This window comes from Thermoproteus uzoniensis 768-20, assembly GCF_000193375.1.
In the GTDB taxonomy this organism is placed as follows: domain Archaea; phylum Thermoproteota; class Thermoprotei; order Thermoproteales; family Thermoproteaceae; genus Thermoproteus; species Thermoproteus uzoniensis_A.
The window spans coordinates 817,970-833,979 of sequence record NC_015315.1 but is presented as its reverse complement, the minus strand read 5'-3'; the positions used below and the strand labels follow the sequence as shown (position 1 = coordinate 833,979).

Below are 16,010 nucleotides of genomic sequence, written 5' to 3'. Positions count from 1 at the left end.
TTTAAAATTATAAAAATATGTATATGAATAAAATTTATAAATAGAGCAATATCGGGCCGTATGGGGCTCAGGACCGGCGACCAGTACGTGGAGGGGCTTAGGGATAGGAAACACGTGGAGGTCTTCGTGCTCGGGAAGAGAGTCGACGACGTCACGACGCACCCGTTCCTCAAGCCGTCGGTGAAGGCCTTCAAGGCCACCTTCGACGCGGCCTTCGAGGAGGACACGAGAGGCCTCGCGAGGGCCTACAGCCCCTTCATAGGGGAGGAGGTCAACAGATTCGTCCACATCCACCAAGGCCCCGAGGACCTCGTGGCGAAGGTGAAGCTCTTGAGGAAGCTGAGCCACAAGGTCGGCACTTGCTTCCAGCGCTGCGTGGGGTGGGACGCCCTCAACACGCTCTACATAGTCACCGGCAAGATAGCGGAGAGGGAGGGGAGGAAGGAGTACTTCAACAGATTCCTCGAATACCTCAAATACGTCCAGAGGAGGGACTTGGCGCTCGCCGGCGCCATGACCGACGTGAAGGGCGTCAGGACGTTGAGGCCCAGCGAGCAGCCCAACAGAGACGCCTACGTCCACGTGGTCGAGGAGAGGGCCGACGGGATAGTGGTGAGGGGGGCCAAGGCCAACATCACGGGCGTCGCCGTGGTGGACGAGGTGGTCGTCATGCCGACTAGGGCCATGACTGAGAAAGACGCCGAGTACGCCGTGTCGTTCGCCATACCTCTAGATACGCCGGGCGTGAAGGTGGTCGTCGGCAGGCAGTTGAACGACGCGAGGAGGCTCGAGGGCGGGGAGATAGACGGCCTGCCCTACGCCTTCAACCACGAGGGGCTTCTCATACTCGACGACGTCTTCGTCCCCTGGGAGAGGGTGTTCCTGTACAAGGACTGGAGGTGGGCGTCCCAATTCGTCGAGATCTTCTCCAACTACCACAGACAGGGCTACGCCGGCTGTAAGTCGGGCCTCGGCGACGTGATAATCGGCGCCTCCTACGGCCTCGCGAGGCGGCTGGGGATCGCCGACAAGCCGCACGTCCAGGAGAAGCTGACCGAGATGGCCTTCCTCAACGAGGCCATGTACTCCGCCGGCCTCGCCGCGAGCTGGGAGGCGAGGAAGCTGTTGAGGGACGGGGGGTGGTGGGTAAACCCCATGTACGCCAACATCACGAAGCATCTAGTGGCCAGGTTCCCCTACGAGATATCCCGCCTAGCCCACGACATAGCCGGCGGCCTCCTCGGCACGGCCCCCAGCGAGGCCGACTTCAGAAACCCCGAGCTGAGGCCTCTCCTGGAGAAGTACCTACAGGGAGTCCCCGAGTTCCCGGCCGAGGAGAGGCTAAGGCTCCTCCGCCTCCTCGAGAACACGAGCTTGAGCGTAGCCTATCTGATCGAGTCGGTCCACGGCGCGGGCAGCCCGCAGGCCCAACGCATATCGATACAGAGGATCTACGACCTGCAGAGGGCCGAGGCCATCGCGAGCAGGTTGGCGGGGCTGAAGGCCGAGGCGCCGGCCGACGCCAAGGCCGAGCCCCACAGACCGGCGGAGGCGGAGAGATGAAGGTGGGGGCCATAGCCAGCAGGCCGCCCATAACGGCCGAGCCGGGCATAACCATAAGGGAGGCGGCCTCCATAATGGCCAAGAGGCGTATAGGCCTCCTCGTCTTGGTGGAGGGCGGGAGGCTGTACGGCGTCGTGTCGGAGCGCGATATAGTGAGGGCGGTTGCCGCGGGGCTCAGCCCTGAGAGGCCGGCGGCCCTCATCGCCACTAGGGACGTGGTCACGATCGACGCAGAGTCCGACGTATTGGAGGCGGCGAGGCTGATGGCCAGGAGAGGCATTAGACACCTCGTCGTCGTTAAAGGCGGCGAGCTGTACGGCGTGGTCTCGGTTAGGGATATCGTCAGGGAGGCGGCCCAGCTGGCGGCCGCGGCGGCCGGCCCCGAGGAGGCGGAGCACGCGATGGCGCCGCCCGCAGATTAATAATTATAATTTTACTTTATTTAATAATATGAATAAAAACATTAATAAACGATGTTTATAGCGGCGATATGGAATATATATATTGTGATGTGATCATTATAGGGTCGGGGCTGGCGGGCCTCAGGGCGGCGGCCACCGCGGCGGAGGCCGGCAGAGGGCTCAAGATATGCGTCGTGACCAAGGTGTCGGGCCCGAGGTCCCACAGCATAGCGGCCGAGGGGGGCATGGCCGGCGTCCTCTACCCCGAGGCGACGGGGGACAGCTACGAGCTACACGCCTACGACACAGTCAAGGGAGGCGACTTCTTGGTGGACCAAGACGCCGCCGTCTTGTTGGCCGAGGAGGCGCCGAGGGAGATACTCTACCTCGAGAAAATCGGCGTGCCGTGGACCCGCGCCCCCGACGGGAGGATAGCCCAGAGGCTTTTCGGGGGTATGTCGAGGCCCAGAACCGCCTTTGCGAAGGACAAGACGGGTTTCTACATTATGTCCGCGCTGTATAGGCACGTGAGGGAGCTCCCCGTGGAGCTCTACGAGGAGCATCTGGCAACTAGGCTCGTTGTTAAGCGGAGGAGGTTCCTCGGAGTCATCGCGCTGGACCTGAGGAGGGGCGAGCTCAAGCTCTTCAGGGGGAGGGCGGGGGTCGTGGCGACGGGGGGAGGCGGGAGGATGTTCAAGCTGACCACCATGGGCTACGCCAACACCGGCGAGATGTGGGGCCTCGCCCTCAGGGCGGGGCTTGCCCTTAAGGATATGGAGTTCGTGCAGTGGCACCCGACGGCGCTTGTGCCGAGCGGCATATTGATAAGCGAGGCGGCGAGGGCGGAGGGCGGATACCTAGTGAACAGGCTGGGGGAGCGTTTCATGAAACGCTACGCCCCCCAGAAGATGGAGCTGGCGCCCCGCGACATAGTGTCGAGGGCTATAGTGTCGGAGTGCGAGGCCGGCAGAGGGTTCGTCCACGAGGAGAGCGGCATGTGCTACGTGGGTCTGGATCTGCGGCATGTGGACAGAGAACGCCTCAAGGAGAGGCTCCCCCTGCTCCTAGAGGTCGTGAAGACCTACGCCGGCATAGACCCATCCGAGGACCTAATACCCGTGGCGCCGGCAGTCCACTACTTCATGGGCGGGATCCACACTGACACGTACGGCCGTGTTCTTGCTTCTGACGGTTCTTGGGTTAGAGGGTTATGGGCTGCTGGCGAGGCCGCGGCTGTGAGCGTCCACGGCGCAAATAGGCTCGGCTCCAACTCCCTAAGCGAATGCTCCGTATGGGGAAGACTAACAGGAGAAGCCGCCGCGAAATACGCCATGGAGGCGCCGCAAGACCCCGCCCCCGACGCCGAGATCAAGCTGATATACGAAGAGGAGGAGAGGAGGATATTCGACAAGTTGCTCCATAGGGAGACCGGCGGGATCTCGTTGGGGCAGGTCAAGGCCGCGATACAGAACGCCCTACATCGGGGGGCCGGCGTCTTCAGACACGGCTCGGAGCTGGAGAGGGCCATCTCGGAGCTGACAAAGGCCTCGGCCCAGATAGGCCAGATAAACGTCCACGACGTCGGGAGGGTCTACAACATGGAGTTGAAGGAGCTCGTGGAGCTCGACGGCATGGCGCTCGCCGCCCACGTGGTGCTCCTCGGCGCGTATTTCAGAAGGGAGTCGCGGGGGGCGCACTACAGGCTGGACTACCCCGCCCGCGACGACGCCAAGTGGCTCGTCCACACCGTGGCCTATAAATACGGCGAGGGGATCGTCGTGAGGTGGGAGCCCGTGAGGATAACCAGATGGCCGCCCGAGGTGAGGGCCTACTGACCGTCGACGACTAGGTCCTTCACGACTTTGTCCGCCACGGGCTCTACCGTGATGTCGGTGCCCACGTCGGCGATCTTCGTGGCGCACGCGAGCCTAGGCCTTCCGTTTATCTTCACGGTGCAGGCGCCGCACAAGCCCATCCTGCACGCGTATCTGAACGCGAGGGATCCATCTAAATTATCCTTTACCTTTATCAATAGGTCTAGGACCGTCGTCCTCAAGTCGTCTACATCTACCCTATATATTTGTATATATCGTTCGCCGCCCCGCGTCCTCCTCACCCGCAACGTGACGATCACGGCAACACGATCGGCCTTATGGATCTGCCGCTCCGTAGGGCCTCCACGGCCTCGTTTATCTGGTCCAGCTTGTAGAAATCCCTCGCGAGGAGCTCCGGCCTCAAAACCCCCTTCTCGGCGAGCGCCACCACCTTGGGCAGATCCACCCTCGGCCTCGCGCCGTAGCTACCCACGACTGCTATGCCCCCTCTGACCACCCTCGCCACGTGTAGCGGCGCCCTCTTGCCCACAGGCATGAGGCCCACGAGGACGACTCTGCCGCCGGGGGCCGCGATCTCCACCGAGAGATCCACCGTGGAGTCCGAGCCGACCGCCTCGATCACCACGTCGGCCCCCCTCCCGCCGGTCAGCGCCCTCACCGCCTCCACCGCGCCGTCCCTCACGTCGACGGCGTGGGCCCCCATCTCTCTGGCCAGCTTCAGCTTCTCCGGGTTCCTCCCAATAGCGATAACCTCAGCCCCCACAGCCTTAGCCACCTGCACAGCCGCGAGCCCCACGCCGCCGGTGCCCACCACCGCCACCACGTCGCCGGGCTGCACCGAGCCCGAGTTCACCACGGCCCCGTACGCGGTCAAGTACGCGCAGCCCAACATGGCCATCTCGGGCCTGTCGCGGAGCGGCTTGGGCAACTTCGCCACGGCAGACGCCGGGACTACAGCCTCCTCGGCCCAGAGCCCTCCCAGAAACACCCTCAACTCCTCCCCCGTCCGCCTCAGCCTGAGCCTAGTCGTGCCGTCGAGGAGGACTCCCTTGAGCCTCACCTCTGAGAACCTCTCGCACAAGTTCTCCATGCCCCTGGCGCAGTTCCTGCATCTGCCGCACGGCCATATGAAGCTGGTCACCACGACGTCGCCAGGCTGGAGCCAAGACACGCCGGGCCCCACCTCGACCACCTCCGCCACAGCCTCGTGACCGGGCACGACAGGCGGAGGCACTGGCGTCGCGCCCTCCAGCACGTACAAATCGCTGTGGCAGACCCCGGCCGACCTAACGGCCAGCCTCACCTCGCCCTCCCGCGGCCGCCCCACGTCGACCTCCTCAACGACGAGGGGCTCGTTGTGCTTGTGCAGTACGGCCGCCCGCATGCCGCGGCGAGGCCCGCCATATTTAAACTTTTTCAACAATAGATTTCTTAATTTATATTTATAATTATTTTTTATGTAGTAATTAAGTAAAGATATAAAGTTTATATTACTCGTTAATTCCCGTCACATGGTCCCCCGCCTCATGTGCACGCAACATCCCGACACGACGGTGAAGATAACCGCGGGCGAGGAGGTCGACGAGGCGCTCGTCGCCTACACCGCGTACGGCTGCGAGGAGGTCATGGTGGACTACGAGGGCAAGACCACGCCGTTTAGCCAGCCCAAGGAGATCGTCATGAAGGCCTACGCGGCGGGGGTCAAGCTGGGGGAGAAGTTCTTCATAACCCCCCGCCTGCCCAACCCCAAGCTGGAGGACTTCGACCGCGCCATGCTGGCGCTGGAGGCCGCCGTAGTCGCCAACTACTTCTCCGAGAAGTATATGGGGACTCAAGCCGTCAAGTGGGTCGTCCTGCCCATGGTGGAGGACCTAGACACCGTCCTCCTCGTGAGCCGCATGTTGAGGAAGAAGGTGCAGGCGTACCGCGAGGAGACGGGGCTCGACCTCTCGGACATAGAGGTGATACCCCTCATAGAGGACGCCTACGCCCAGCTGAAGTTCGAGTCCCTGCTGGCGGAGATAGCCAAGGAGAGGGGGGAGGGGCCCGTGAGGCTTTTCCTCGGGAAGTCCGACTCGGCGGTTAAGTACGGCCATATAGCCTCGGCGCTGGCGATAGCCGCCGTGCTCTCCAGGGCCAGGAAGGCGGAGGAGATGGGCGTGAGGATACTCCCCATATTGGGCATGGGGTCGCCGCCCTTCAGAGGCGCCCTCAACAACTACATGCTGGCGCACCTGGAGGTCTTCCAGTACTCGGGCTACCACACGGCCACGATACAATCCGCCGTCAGATACGACGTGTCCTACGACGACTATATCAAGGTCAAGGACTCCATACTCAACGCGTGTTGCGTCTCCCCCCGCAAGGTGGAGGGGGTGGAGGGGCTCATAGGGGAGGCCGCCGCGAGCTACAAGGCGCTTGTGGCCAAGTACGTGAACGTGCTCGTGGAGGTGGCGCGGCTCGTGCCCTCGACGAGGGACAGAGTGAGCTGGAAGATCTACGGCCGGCAGTTCTTGACGCAAGACGGCGCGGTCAACATGCCCCGCGCCATAGTCTACACGTCTGCTTGGTACGCCATGGGGCTTCCCCCCATATACCTCGACGCCCCCTACGTCGTGAGGCTGGCCAAGGAGGACAAGCTCGACGAGGTCTTGAAGGCCCTCCCCACCTTGAGGAAGGAGTGGGAGTACGACTCCGAGTTCTTCGACGAGGAGGTCGCGGCGAGGTATCTGGGCGAGGAGGTGGTGCGGACGGTGAAGGAGGCCATGGACTACATGGGGATTAGCCCTAGGGAGAGCGCCGCCTACAAGGCGCTCTTGAGGATGCCCAGGAGCGAGTCCAACGTCATAGCCATGGGCAAGTACAGGAAGTTCCTGGGGTGATATGCCTAAGGTGCTCGATCTAGTGAAGAGGCGCCCCGTGACCGCGAGGCCCGAGGACTCGGTGGGGGACGTCGTGAGGCTCATGGCCGAGAACAACATAGGCTCGGTGGTCCTCGTCGACGGCGCGGGGAGGCCCGTGGGGATAGTGACCGAGAGGGACGTAGTGCGGGGCCTGGCTAGGGGCGCCGGCTTGCAAGACGCGGTGAGGTCCATAGCGACTATGGGGGATCTCGTCACGGCGAGGGCCGACGAGGACATATACGTCGCGTTGAGGAAGATGAGGGGGAGGGGCATAAGGCATCTCGTCGTGGTCGACGACTCGGGCGTCCTCGTGGGCGTGATATCCGTGAGGGACCTCCTCGAGGACCCAGCGTTGAAGCACCTGGGCGAGAAGACATGGTGGCCGCCGCCGGAGGATTGAAGGCGGGGGACCTCGTCAGGAGGCCTCCCGTCACGATCTTGCCCGACGAGACTCTGCTCGACGCCGTGGATAGGCTGGCCCAGCACAACATAGGCGCCCTCGTCGTCGTCAGGCGCGAGGAGCCCGACGTCGCGCTGGCCGTAATATCCGAGAGGGACGTGGTGCGGGCGCTGAACATGAGGATGGCCCTCTCGACGCCGGTGGAGGCCTTCATGTCGCGCGGGGTGATCTCGGTCGAGGCCGACGAGCCGCTGTCGAGGGCCGCGGAGCTCATGTGGAGGTACAACGTGAGGCATCTGGTGGTGACCAAGGGCGGGAGGCTGTACGGCGTAATATCCGTGAGGGATCTCCTGAGGCCCGACGCGCTGAGGTCGCTCTGCAAGCCTTAAAAAGGGAGGAGCCGGCGCGTACGTGGTCTTGGCCTACCTAGTGGCGGCCGGCATGTCCAGAATAGGGAGGCGGGAGGAGACATCGCGCGAGCTGGTCGTCGAGGCGTTCAAGGAAGTCCTCGACGCGGTCGACCCCTCGTCCATAGAGGCGATCTACGTGGGCGTTCAGTCCGAGGTCTACGAACACCAGATAATGTACGGCGCGTTGGTGGCGGAGGCGCTGGGCCTACTGCCCAAGGAGGCCTATAGGGTAGAGGCCTGCGCGGCCGCGGGGGCTCTGGCCCTCCACAACGCCGTGATGGCCGTGAGGTCCGGCCTAGTCGACGTGGCTCTGGCCGTAGGCGTCGAGAAGATGACTGCGAAGTCCACCGAGGAGGTCACCGACGCGTTGATGGCGGCCAGCGATATTGTGGACCAGCTCAGCGGCGTCACTATACCCGCCCACTACGCCCTCATAGCCAGGAGGTACATGCGCCAGTACGGCGCGACGGAGGAGGATCTGTGCGCGGTCGCCGTGAAGAACCACAGACACGCCCTCGAGAACCCCAAGGCCCATTTCAGGAAGGCCATCACGGTCGAGGACTGCCTCAACAGCAAGCCCGTGGCCACCCCCCTCAAGCTCTACGACTCCGCCCCCATAAGCGACGGCGCCGCCGTGGCTGTGGTGGCTTCCGAGAGGGCCGCGAGGAGGCTGACCGATACGCCCGTGAAGATTCTGGCCTCGGCCGTGGCCACAGACACCTTGAGCGCATCCCAGAGAGATGACATGACTTGGCCCGCGGCTGTCTGGGAGGCGGCGCAGAGGGCCTACAGACAGGCCGGCGTGGGGCCTGGCGACGTGCAGGTCGCCGAGGTCCACGACGCCTTCACCATAAACGAGATATTGATGTACGAGGCCTTGGGCTTCGCCGAGAGGGGGAAGGGGTATCTGCTGATAAGGGAGGGCCAGACCTACATAGGGGGCAAAATACCCGTCAACCCCGACGGAGGCCTCAAGGCGAGGGGACACCCCATAGGGGCCACCGGCCTCGCCCAAATATACGAGCTGTACCTCCAGCTCACGGGGAGAGCCGGGAAGAGGTCGACCAACGCCGAGCTGGGGATAGCGGTCAACGAAGGCGGCGTCAACTCGACGGCGGTTGTCCACATACTGGCGGTATGACCAGCGCGTTGTTTAAGGCCCTCGCCGAGGGGAGGCTCGTCGGCTCGTACTGCCCCAGATGCGGCGCCTACTACTTCCCGCCGCTCCCCATGTGCCCCAAATGCAGAGGCGACGTGCAGACGGTCGACGTGCCGAGGAGGGGGACCGTCCTCACTTACAGCGAGGTCTACGTCTCTAACGGCCTCTACGAACCTCCCTACTACGTGGCCGTGGCGCAGTTCGGCGGCTTCAAGGTGCCGGGCCGCGTCGAGGGGCCTGTGGAGATAGGCGACGAGGTCGAGTGGCGAGTGGTCGAGATAGGGAGGCCGCCGGGGCGGTGGTACGTCTTCAAGAAAGCCGGGCCGTGAGGCCGGCGGCTCGCGCAAGCCTCCGCAGGCCGCGCCGATAGGCAGGCCCCGCGCGCTCGGCTCGCCCATACGCTCTATCTTTATTAACGAGCCTTATCTATAGCCTATGGAGTTCTCAATATCTGGAGAAGACAAGATGTTCCTGGAGTCGGTGAGGGCATTCGCCGAGAGGGAAATAGCGCCTAGGTGGGTCGACATAGACGAGAGGCGGTGGCCCATAGAGGAGGTCGCGGCGAAGCTGGGCGAGGCGGGCCTTCTGGGGATCCCCCTCAGCTCTAAATACGGCGGGCAGGACGGCACGTTCCTCCAGGCGGCGCTCGCGGTAGAGGAGCTGGCCTACGCCGACCCCTCCCTGGCCACCCCCGTCTACGTCTTGCTGGAGACTGCCTGGCCCTTCATAGTGCAGAGGTACGGGAGGGACGAAGTCAAGGAGGAGGTCCTGCCCGAGGTGGCGAAGGGGAGGGCCTTTATAGGGATAGGCTCCACCGAGCCGCAAGGCGGCAGCGACGTGGCGTCTTTCCAGACAAAGGCCGTGAGGGACGGCGGAGTCTGGAGGCTCTACGGGGAGAAGAACATGGTGACGGGCGTCACCACCGTCCTCAACCTGCCCTACGGAGGAGGGCTCGTGGCCATAACCAGGACGGGGCGCCTCGAGGACAAGCACAGGGGCATAACCGTGTTCCTAGCGTTGTTGAAGAGGAGGGGGCAACGCGCCGAGGGCTTCGAGCACAGAGACTGGGAGGAGATCGGGCGCCACGGCCTGCCGACCGGGTACTTGAGGCTGGAGGGACTCCCGGTGGAGGACCGCTTCATGCTGGGCGAGCTAAACGGGGGCTTCAAGATAGCCATGGAGGGCTTCGACCTCGCGAGGACCATAATCGGCGCCGCGTCGGTCGGGGCGGCCAGATGGCTCCTCGACAGAGGCCTCGAGTGGATAAGGCAGAGGGCCGTCTTCGGCAAGCCCATAGCGTCCTACCAAGCGGTCTCCTTCAAATTCGCCGAGCTCTACGCGAGGCTTGAGGCCGCGCGCCTGGCCGTATACAAGGCGGCGTGGATCGCCGACAGGATATACAGAGGCGACTCGGCCTTCTCCATAAAGGACATAGCGACCGCCGGCGCCGTGGCCAAATACTTGGCCGTGAGCCTCGCCGTCGAGACGGCGCTTGAGGTCATGAAGTGGTTCGGCGGGGCCTCGTACTTCAAGGAGACGAACGTCGCGAGGGTCCTCCTGGGGACCCTCTCGTACTACGTAGGGGCCGAGGGGGCCGAGAACATAATGAAGCTAATAATAGCCAGAAACGTGGTGGGGAGGGACTATGTATAGCTACCCCCAGCTCTCCGAGGAGCACTCCCTCGTGAGGAAGACGGCGAGGGAATTCGCCGAGAGGAGGGTCGCCCCCCTCGCGAGGCGGATAGACGAGGGCGAGTACCCCCGCGAGCTCCTCAGAGAGATGGGCGAGCTGGGCCTCCTGGCCCCCCACATACCGCAGGAATACGGCGGCGCCGGCCTAGACTTCAGGAGCATGGTCGTGGCGGTGGAGGAGATAGCCAAGGCAAGCCCCGCGCTCGCCACAGTGATGGAGGTGCAGGGCTCCATGATAGCCTGGAACCTCTACCACTACGCCAGCGAGCAGGCGAGGGAGAAGTGGCTGGAGGACGCGGCCAAGGGGCGGAAGATAATCGCCTTCGCCCTCTCCGAGCCCTGCTGCGGCTCGGACGCCGCCGCGATACAGACGAGGGCCGAGAAGAGGGGAGGGGAGTGGGCCATAAACGGCGTGAAGCTGTGGATAACGTCCGGCCTATACGCAGACGCCTACCTGGTGGCCGCCAGGACGGGGCCGCCCGAGCTGAGGCACAAGTCCATAAGCCTATTCCTCGTCGAGAGGTCGCCCTGCGTCGAGGTCTCGCCGGTCAAGGTCATGGGCGTCCACGGCACGGGCACCGCCGAGGTCAAGCTCAACGACTGCAGAGTGGGCGACGAGGCCCTCGTGGGCAGACTCAACGAGGGGTTCCAGGTAGTGCTGGACGACTTAAACAATGGCAGGACCTGCGTGGGCGCCATAGGGCTGGGCATAGCCGAGGCCGCCTTCGCCGAGGCCTACGCCTACACCAAGAAGCGCACGGCCTTCGGGAAGCCCATCGCAGACTTCCAGATAGTCCAGCACTACCTCGCCAACATACACGCCCAGACCGAGGCCGTCAAGCACGTGGTCTACACCGCCGCGCTGTATAGGGACACGAAAGACCCAGCATTCCCCATGTACGCGCAGCTCGCCAAAGTGCTGGCGTCCCGCCTGGCCGTCGACGCCACGAGGACCGCCATGCAGGTCATGGGAGGCTTCGGCTACTCCACAGACTCTAAAGTCGAGATGCTCTACAGAGACGCCAAGGCCACCGAGATATACGAGGGGGCCAACGAAGTCATAATGAATACTATATACAGATTCTTGGAGAAGTTCAGCCCGTAAGGCGGCTCCCCCCGCAGGCCGGCCCAGCGGCTTTCTACTCCGCAGGCCACGCATATCTGTAGAGCGTCCCACGTCGATCCTAGGGGCCAACGCGACAGTTATTTAAAACGGACGCTACAATAAACGTGGCTCTCTCCGCCGAGGAGAAGCGTAGGTTTCTTAGGGCTTTGGAGGAGGACGAGGAGTTTCGCCTAGCTGTGGCTGGCCTTCTAGGCCTTGACGAGATTTTGAAAGAGCTTAGACGCCTCCGGGAAGACTTCACTACTTTTGTAAAGGCAGAAGAAGAACGCTGGAGAGAGAACGAGAAGAGGTGGGAAGAGAATTGGCGCAGATGGGAGGAAAACGAGCGTAGGTGGCAGGAGAACGAAAAACGCTGGGAGGAGAACGAAAAGCGGTGGCAGGAGGCCTATAGGCGGTTTGAGGCTATCGAGGAGGAGTTGAGGAGGCTTAGGGAGGACTTCACTACCTTTGTCAAGATGGAGGAGGAGCGGTGGAGGGAAAACAACAAGCGTTGGGAAGAGAATTGGAAGCGCTGGGAGGAGAACAACAAGAGGTGGGAGGAGGCCAACAGGAGGTTTTCGCGTATCGAGGAGACCTTGGGCGCGCTTTCCGAGAGCTTCTACAGCTGGAGGGTGTGGGAGGACCTCAAGGAGGAGCTGAGGGCCAGAGGCGAGGAGGCGGTGCGCCGGGTCAGGAACGCCAAGGTCGACGACGTGGACGTGGACCTCCTCGTGGAGACCGGCAACCGGGCCTACGTCGTGGAGATAAAGATAAGGCCTAGGGTCGAGGACGTGGGGGCCTTGCTGGCTAAGGCCGAGGTGGTCGCCGCGAGGCTGGGCAAGGAGGCCGTCCCCGTCTTGGCCGGCGCCTGGATAGGAGACGACGTGGAGAAGTACGCGAGGAGTAAAGGCGTCTCGGTGTACAGCTACTGACCGCCGGCCGACGCGCCGGGGGCCTTCCGCGAGGGCGCTTCCTTTTAAACCTCCTCTTTGGTGTCTACATGTCTAGGAAGAAGGGGGGCGAGGACTGGCTGGATCAGCTGGAGGCGGGCCCCGCCACGAGGAGGAGGCTGGAGGAGCTGGGCGTCGTCTCGCTGGAGCACCTCGTGGAGTTCACGGTGGACGAGCTGGTGGACGCCGGGATTGAGCCGTCGACGGCCGAGAGGCTGTTGGCCAGAGCCAGGGAGCTTCTGGGGAGGAGGCCCAAGGCGGCTAAGGCCTCCGAGCTCTTGAAGGCTCAGTACAAGGCTGTCAAGACCGGCGTGGCGGAGCTGGACGAGAAGTCGCCGTGGGGAGGGCTGAGGGAGGGCTTCATATTCGAGTTCGCGGGGGAGTTCGGCGCGGGGAAGTCCATGTTGGCCCACCAAATAGCGGTCAAGTCCATCGCGGAGGGCTTCGGCGACGCGGTCTACATAGACACCGAGGGGACCTTCAGCCCCGCCCTCGCCGAGAGGATGGCGAGGAGGTTCGGGGCCGATCCGGCCGCCGTACTCGACAAGATATTTGTATACGTGCCGGACAACGTGTCGGCCCTAGAGGCCTTCGTCAAGTCCGAGCTCCCGGCGCACCTCAAGGAGGGGGCCAGGACGGTGGTGGTGGACACAATAACGGCGCTCTACAGGGCGGAGTTCGTGGGGAGGGAGAGCTTGGCCGAGAGGCAACAGAGGCTCCACTACCTCGTGGACTGGTTCAGGAGACACACCAGGGTCTTCAACGCCCTCGTGGTCTTCACGAACCAGGTGATGGACGTCCCCGAGGCCTTCATGACGGGCCTCAAGAGGCCCGCCGGGGGGAACGTGCTGGCCCACGCCGTGAACGCCCGCTTCATGATGGCGAGGCCCTCCAAGCAGAAGCCGGAAGGCCACATGTGGCCTCTCGACGTGCCCGGCATGCCTCCCGACGTCAAGATACAATACCGCCTAGCCGACGACGGGCTGTACTAACTACGCCAATACTTTTAGGCGGGCAAATAGCTACGGCGAAAAGTTTTTATTCATATTATATGTAGATATTAATGAGGGCGGGCTTGGTCGCGCTGGTCGTGCTTTTGCTCATATCATTAGTTGTAAACGCCCAACAAATAACTACACTAGGTATCCGGGTCTCTATGCCTGCGCCGCTACCGAGTCAGCAATTTCCCGCCGCTATCGTAGACTTCACAGGTATGGTAAGGCACGAGCTCTATCTGAACGATATGTTCTATATAACATTTGATTTGACCCAGTACCAGGGGACCTACTTTGTTGTAATTAAGCAAATCGGAGGCCCCGGAAGCCCGGCCGAAGTAGCCTATGGGGATGTACAGGGCGGGTACATCTATGGTTATCCTATGGAGATAGTCCAGCCAATATATGAAGGCCAGACATACACCTTCGAGATAGATCTCTACAACCAAAACGGCGCGTTCGTGGGATCCGCCACGGTGAGCTACGTAGAGAAGTGGTGTCCCGACGTGACCATAGACGGCGTACAGCTGACTCCCTCGACGCCCGTAGGCGGCGGCAACGTGCAGGTGGCCGTGACCCTCACCAACGACGGCGAGGAGTCTTGGAGGTACCATGTAAGCGTCTATTCGCAAGGCGGGGCCCTCACGAAGACCTCGCAAGATGTCACCATAGGGGCCGGCTCCACGACGACAGTGACGTTGACGGTCCCCGTGAGCGCTACCTACACGGCGACCACCGACACCATGGTGGTCGACGTCTCATGCGACAACGGCGCCTGGCACTTCACCAGGAGCTACCAGATAAATATAATGCCGGCGAGGCCCGGGCCCTTCGTTATATCGGCCCCGACAGTGCAGGCCAGGTTGGGCCAGCCCGTCACCTTCACCCTCTCCTTGACGAACCAAGGCTCCGACGCCCAGCCCATATCGCTCACCTTCAGCACCGGCTCCGCCAGTTTTAACCTGCCGTCTACACTACCCGGCGGCACCACGACGAACGTGCCCGTCACATTCACGCCCACTATGCCGGGCGTATACAAGGTGACGGTGACCCTCACGTATAAATCGCCGATAACCGGTCAGACCTACCAAGACACGGGCTCCTTCACAGTTGAGGTGTACGCCGAGCTGGCCGTCAACGCAGTGGATCAAAACGGCAATCCGGTCCAGATAACCCCCAACATAGCCGGCAACAACACCTCCGTAGCCTGGCTACTCCCCGGCACTTATACCGTCTCTGTCCCCCAGATAGTCGACCTCGGCGGCGGGGCCCGCTTGGTCTTCGTCGGGTGGCAAGGCGGCGGCACCTCGCCGTCGACTACTGTGACGCTTAACGGCAACACGCAACTTACCGCCGTATATAAGGAGCAGTACCAGGTAGTGCTCGACCTCTCTCCGGCGCTTTCGTCCCAGACCTACTGGGTAGACGCCGGCTCCTCCTTCACGCCACAAGCCCCGTCGCATGTGGATATAACCCAGGACTCGCGTTGGGCCCTTGAGGGCTTCCAAGTCGCCGGGCAACAGATAGGGCCGGGCCAAGCCATCACGGTGACTGGGCCCCTCACGATAAAGGCGGTGTGGGTCAAGGAGTACAAGATAACCGTGTCCTGCGGCCAGGTGGCTTGCATAAACGGGCAGAGCCAGTACGTGCAGTGGGCCCAGGAGGGCTCCACCTTATCGATAACTCTGGCTCAGATTGTGAATGTTAACTCGCGCACGCGCTGGGTCCTCTCGGGATCGCCCACGATCTCCTTCACCGTCACGGGTCCCCAGACCATAACGCCGAACTACGTCGAGGAGTACTACGTCAACTTCGGCTACGCGGTGAAGACGGCGTCCGGCATATCGAGCACCACGGTAGTCACCGGCGCCTGGATAGAGTCAGGCAACACGGTCACTATACCCACTAACCAGCTGGAGCCGCCCGGAGGCCCCGGCGTGAAGTACGTCTTCTCGGGATATCTCGTGGGCAACACGCCGATTAGCGGGCCGCAGAGCGGCCAGACTATCACCGTGACGGGCCCCGTTGATGTATACGCCGTATGGGACAAGTACTACTACCTAAACGTCACCACGCCGGTGGGGACTGCTCAAGGCGGCGGTTGGTACCTCGCGGACAGCTACGCCACGGTGTCGGTGGGCCAGACGACCTACGGCTTCCTGGTATATCAACGCTTCGTCAAGTGGGTCGCCAGCGACGGTAGCGTCTATACCGATCCCACCATCACCATAAAGGTGGACAAGCCGCTCACGCTGACCGCCGTGTGGGCGCAAGACTTCACGCAGGCGGCCATATTGGGAGGAGGCCTCGCGGCGGCCGGCACGGCGTTCTGGAAGCGCGATTTCATAACTAGAACTCTGAGCAGAACTTTCATGAAGACGAGAAGCAAGACGAGAGTAGAGTTGGAAGATGTAGACAAGACGCATACTTGGGTTGCCGGAGAGAAGAAAGAGAGCAACGACAATGAATAGGCAACGATGTTATAACTTATCCACACCGAGAATCGAACTATGGATTTCTGAGGAGAGAAGAGGCGAAGAATAGTTTTATGGGGCCTAGTATTAAGGATTATGATTTATAGTGGCAAGATCAATGTT

Annotated in this window: 15 protein-coding genes; 13 read left to right on the top strand and 2 right to left on the bottom strand. The window is 62.3% G+C overall.

Annotated features, from left to right (window positions below; translation table 11 throughout):
• Nucleotides 1-60: 60 nt before the first annotated feature.
• The 3 genes from TUZN_RS04555 to TUZN_RS04545 all read left to right on the top strand — a co-directional run bounded on the left by TUZN_RS04555 (nucleotide 61) and on the right by TUZN_RS04545 (nucleotide 3,799).
• On the top strand, nucleotides 61-1,563 hold the full coding sequence (locus TUZN_RS04555) for a 4-hydroxyphenylacetate 3-hydroxylase family protein (protein WP_052886093.1): 1,503 nt from the start codon (nucleotides 61-63) through the stop codon (nucleotides 1,561-1,563).
• Nucleotides 1,560-1,985 carry a CBS domain-containing protein gene (locus TUZN_RS04550; protein WP_013679767.1) on the top strand — a complete coding sequence of 142 codons (426 nt, stop codon included), beginning with the start codon at nucleotides 1,560-1,562 and terminating at the stop codon, nucleotides 1,983-1,985. Before TUZN_RS04555 ends, TUZN_RS04550 begins: the two co-directional genes overlap by 4 nt.
• 68 nt (nucleotides 1,986-2,053) lie before the next feature.
• Nucleotides 2,054-3,799: a succinate dehydrogenase/fumarate reductase flavoprotein subunit gene (locus tag TUZN_RS04545; protein ID WP_013679766.1), complete on the top strand. Its 1,746-nt coding sequence runs from the start codon at nucleotides 2,054-2,056 to the stop codon at nucleotides 3,797-3,799.
• Here the strand turns inward: TUZN_RS04545 and TUZN_RS04540 are convergent.
• Nucleotides 3,793-4,098, bottom strand: a complete 306-nt coding sequence (locus tag TUZN_RS04540; protein ID WP_013679765.1) for a 2Fe-2S iron-sulfur cluster-binding protein — start codon at nucleotides 4,096-4,098, stop codon at nucleotides 3,793-3,795. The genes TUZN_RS04545 and TUZN_RS04540 overlap by 7 nt on opposite strands.
• Nucleotides 4,095-5,183 (bottom strand): zinc-binding dehydrogenase, encoded by a 1,089-nt coding sequence (locus TUZN_RS04535; protein ID WP_052886092.1) that lies wholly within the window; start codon nucleotides 5,181-5,183, stop codon nucleotides 4,095-4,097. The genes TUZN_RS04540 and TUZN_RS04535 overlap by 4 nt, the downstream gene beginning before the upstream one ends.
• 127 nt (nucleotides 5,184-5,310) lie before the next feature.
• Between TUZN_RS04535 and ppcA the strand changes: the two genes are divergently transcribed.
• The 10 genes from ppcA to TUZN_RS04485 all read left to right on the top strand — a co-directional run bounded on the left by ppcA (nucleotide 5,311) and on the right by TUZN_RS04485 (nucleotide 15,884).
• Nucleotides 5,311-6,681 (top strand): phosphoenolpyruvate carboxylase, encoded by a 1,371-nt coding sequence (gene ppcA, locus TUZN_RS04530; RefSeq protein ID WP_013679763.1) that lies wholly within the window; start codon nucleotides 5,311-5,313, stop codon nucleotides 6,679-6,681.
• A 1-nt stretch (nucleotide 6,682) separates the two neighbouring features.
• Nucleotides 6,683-7,102, top strand: a complete 420-nt coding sequence (locus TUZN_RS04525; RefSeq protein ID WP_013679762.1) for a CBS domain-containing protein — start codon at nucleotides 6,683-6,685, stop codon at nucleotides 7,100-7,102.
• Entirely contained in the window at nucleotides 7,078-7,491 is a 414-nt protein-coding gene (locus TUZN_RS04520; RefSeq protein WP_013679761.1) for a CBS domain-containing protein, read from the top strand. The genes TUZN_RS04525 and TUZN_RS04520 overlap by 25 nt, the downstream gene beginning before the upstream one ends.
• 22 nt (nucleotides 7,492-7,513) lie before the next feature.
• Entirely contained in the window at nucleotides 7,514-8,653 is a 1,140-nt protein-coding gene (locus TUZN_RS04515) for a thiolase domain-containing protein (protein ID WP_013679760.1), read from the top strand.
• Nucleotides 8,650-9,000, top strand: a complete 351-nt coding sequence (locus tag TUZN_RS04510) for a Zn-ribbon domain-containing OB-fold protein (protein WP_013679759.1) — start codon at nucleotides 8,650-8,652, stop codon at nucleotides 8,998-9,000. Before TUZN_RS04515 ends, TUZN_RS04510 begins: the two co-directional genes overlap by 4 nt.
• A gap of 106 nt (nucleotides 9,001-9,106) precedes the next feature.
• Nucleotides 9,107-10,324 carry an acyl-CoA dehydrogenase family protein gene (locus TUZN_RS04505; RefSeq protein ID WP_013679758.1) on the top strand — a complete coding sequence of 406 codons (1,218 nt, stop codon included), beginning with the start codon at nucleotides 9,107-9,109 and terminating at the stop codon, nucleotides 10,322-10,324.
• Nucleotides 10,317-11,468 (top strand): acyl-CoA dehydrogenase family protein, encoded by a 1,152-nt coding sequence (locus TUZN_RS04500; RefSeq protein WP_013679757.1) that lies wholly within the window; start codon nucleotides 10,317-10,319, stop codon nucleotides 11,466-11,468. Before TUZN_RS04505 ends, TUZN_RS04500 begins: the two co-directional genes overlap by 8 nt.
• 125 nt (nucleotides 11,469-11,593) lie before the next feature.
• Nucleotides 11,594-12,400 (top strand): hypothetical protein, encoded by an 807-nt coding sequence (locus tag TUZN_RS04495; RefSeq protein WP_013679756.1) that lies wholly within the window; start codon nucleotides 11,594-11,596, stop codon nucleotides 12,398-12,400.
• A 68-nt stretch (nucleotides 12,401-12,468) separates the two neighbouring features.
• The gene (locus tag TUZN_RS04490; RefSeq protein WP_013679755.1) at nucleotides 12,469-13,410 is read left to right on the top strand and encodes an ATPase domain-containing protein; all 942 of its coding nucleotides are present in this window, start codon (nucleotides 12,469-12,471) and stop codon (nucleotides 13,408-13,410) included.
• A gap of 71 nt (nucleotides 13,411-13,481) precedes the next feature.
• Nucleotides 13,482-15,884: a peptidase C14 gene (locus tag TUZN_RS04485; protein WP_013679754.1), complete on the top strand. Its 2,403-nt coding sequence runs from the start codon at nucleotides 13,482-13,484 to the stop codon at nucleotides 15,882-15,884.
• Nucleotides 15,885-16,010 lie beyond the last annotated feature (126 nt).

Coding starts and splice junctions, on each gene's coding strand:
- TUZN_RS04485 (WP_013679754.1), top strand. CDS start 13,482: ATGAGGGCGGGCTTGGTCGCGCTGGTCGTGCTTTTGCTCATATCATTA.
- TUZN_RS04505 (WP_013679758.1), top strand. CDS start 9,107: ATGGAGTTCTCAATATCTGGAGAAGACAAGATGTTCCTGGAGTCGGTG.
- TUZN_RS04510 (WP_013679759.1), top strand. CDS start 8,650: ATGACCAGCGCGTTGTTTAAGGCCCTCGCCGAGGGGAGGCTCGTCGGC.
- TUZN_RS04500 (WP_013679757.1), top strand. CDS start 10,317: ATGTATAGCTACCCCCAGCTCTCCGAGGAGCACTCCCTCGTGAGGAAG.
- TUZN_RS04545 (WP_013679766.1), top strand. CDS start 2,054: ATGGAATATATATATTGTGATGTGATCATTATAGGGTCGGGGCTGGCG.
- TUZN_RS04520 (WP_013679761.1), top strand. CDS start 7,078: ATGGTGGCCGCCGCCGGAGGATTGAAGGCGGGGGACCTCGTCAGGAGG.
- TUZN_RS04555 (WP_052886093.1), top strand. CDS start 61: ATGGGGCTCAGGACCGGCGACCAGTACGTGGAGGGGCTTAGGGATAGG.
- TUZN_RS04490 (WP_013679755.1), top strand. CDS start 12,469: ATGTCTAGGAAGAAGGGGGGCGAGGACTGGCTGGATCAGCTGGAGGCG.
- TUZN_RS04525 (WP_013679762.1), top strand. CDS start 6,683: ATGCCTAAGGTGCTCGATCTAGTGAAGAGGCGCCCCGTGACCGCGAGG.
- TUZN_RS04535 (WP_052886092.1), bottom strand. CDS start 5,183: ATGCGGGCGGCCGTACTGCACAAGCACAACGAGCCCCTCGTCGTTGAG.
- ppcA (WP_013679763.1), top strand. CDS start 5,311: ATGGTCCCCCGCCTCATGTGCACGCAACATCCCGACACGACGGTGAAG.
- TUZN_RS04550 (WP_013679767.1), top strand. CDS start 1,560: ATGAAGGTGGGGGCCATAGCCAGCAGGCCGCCCATAACGGCCGAGCCG.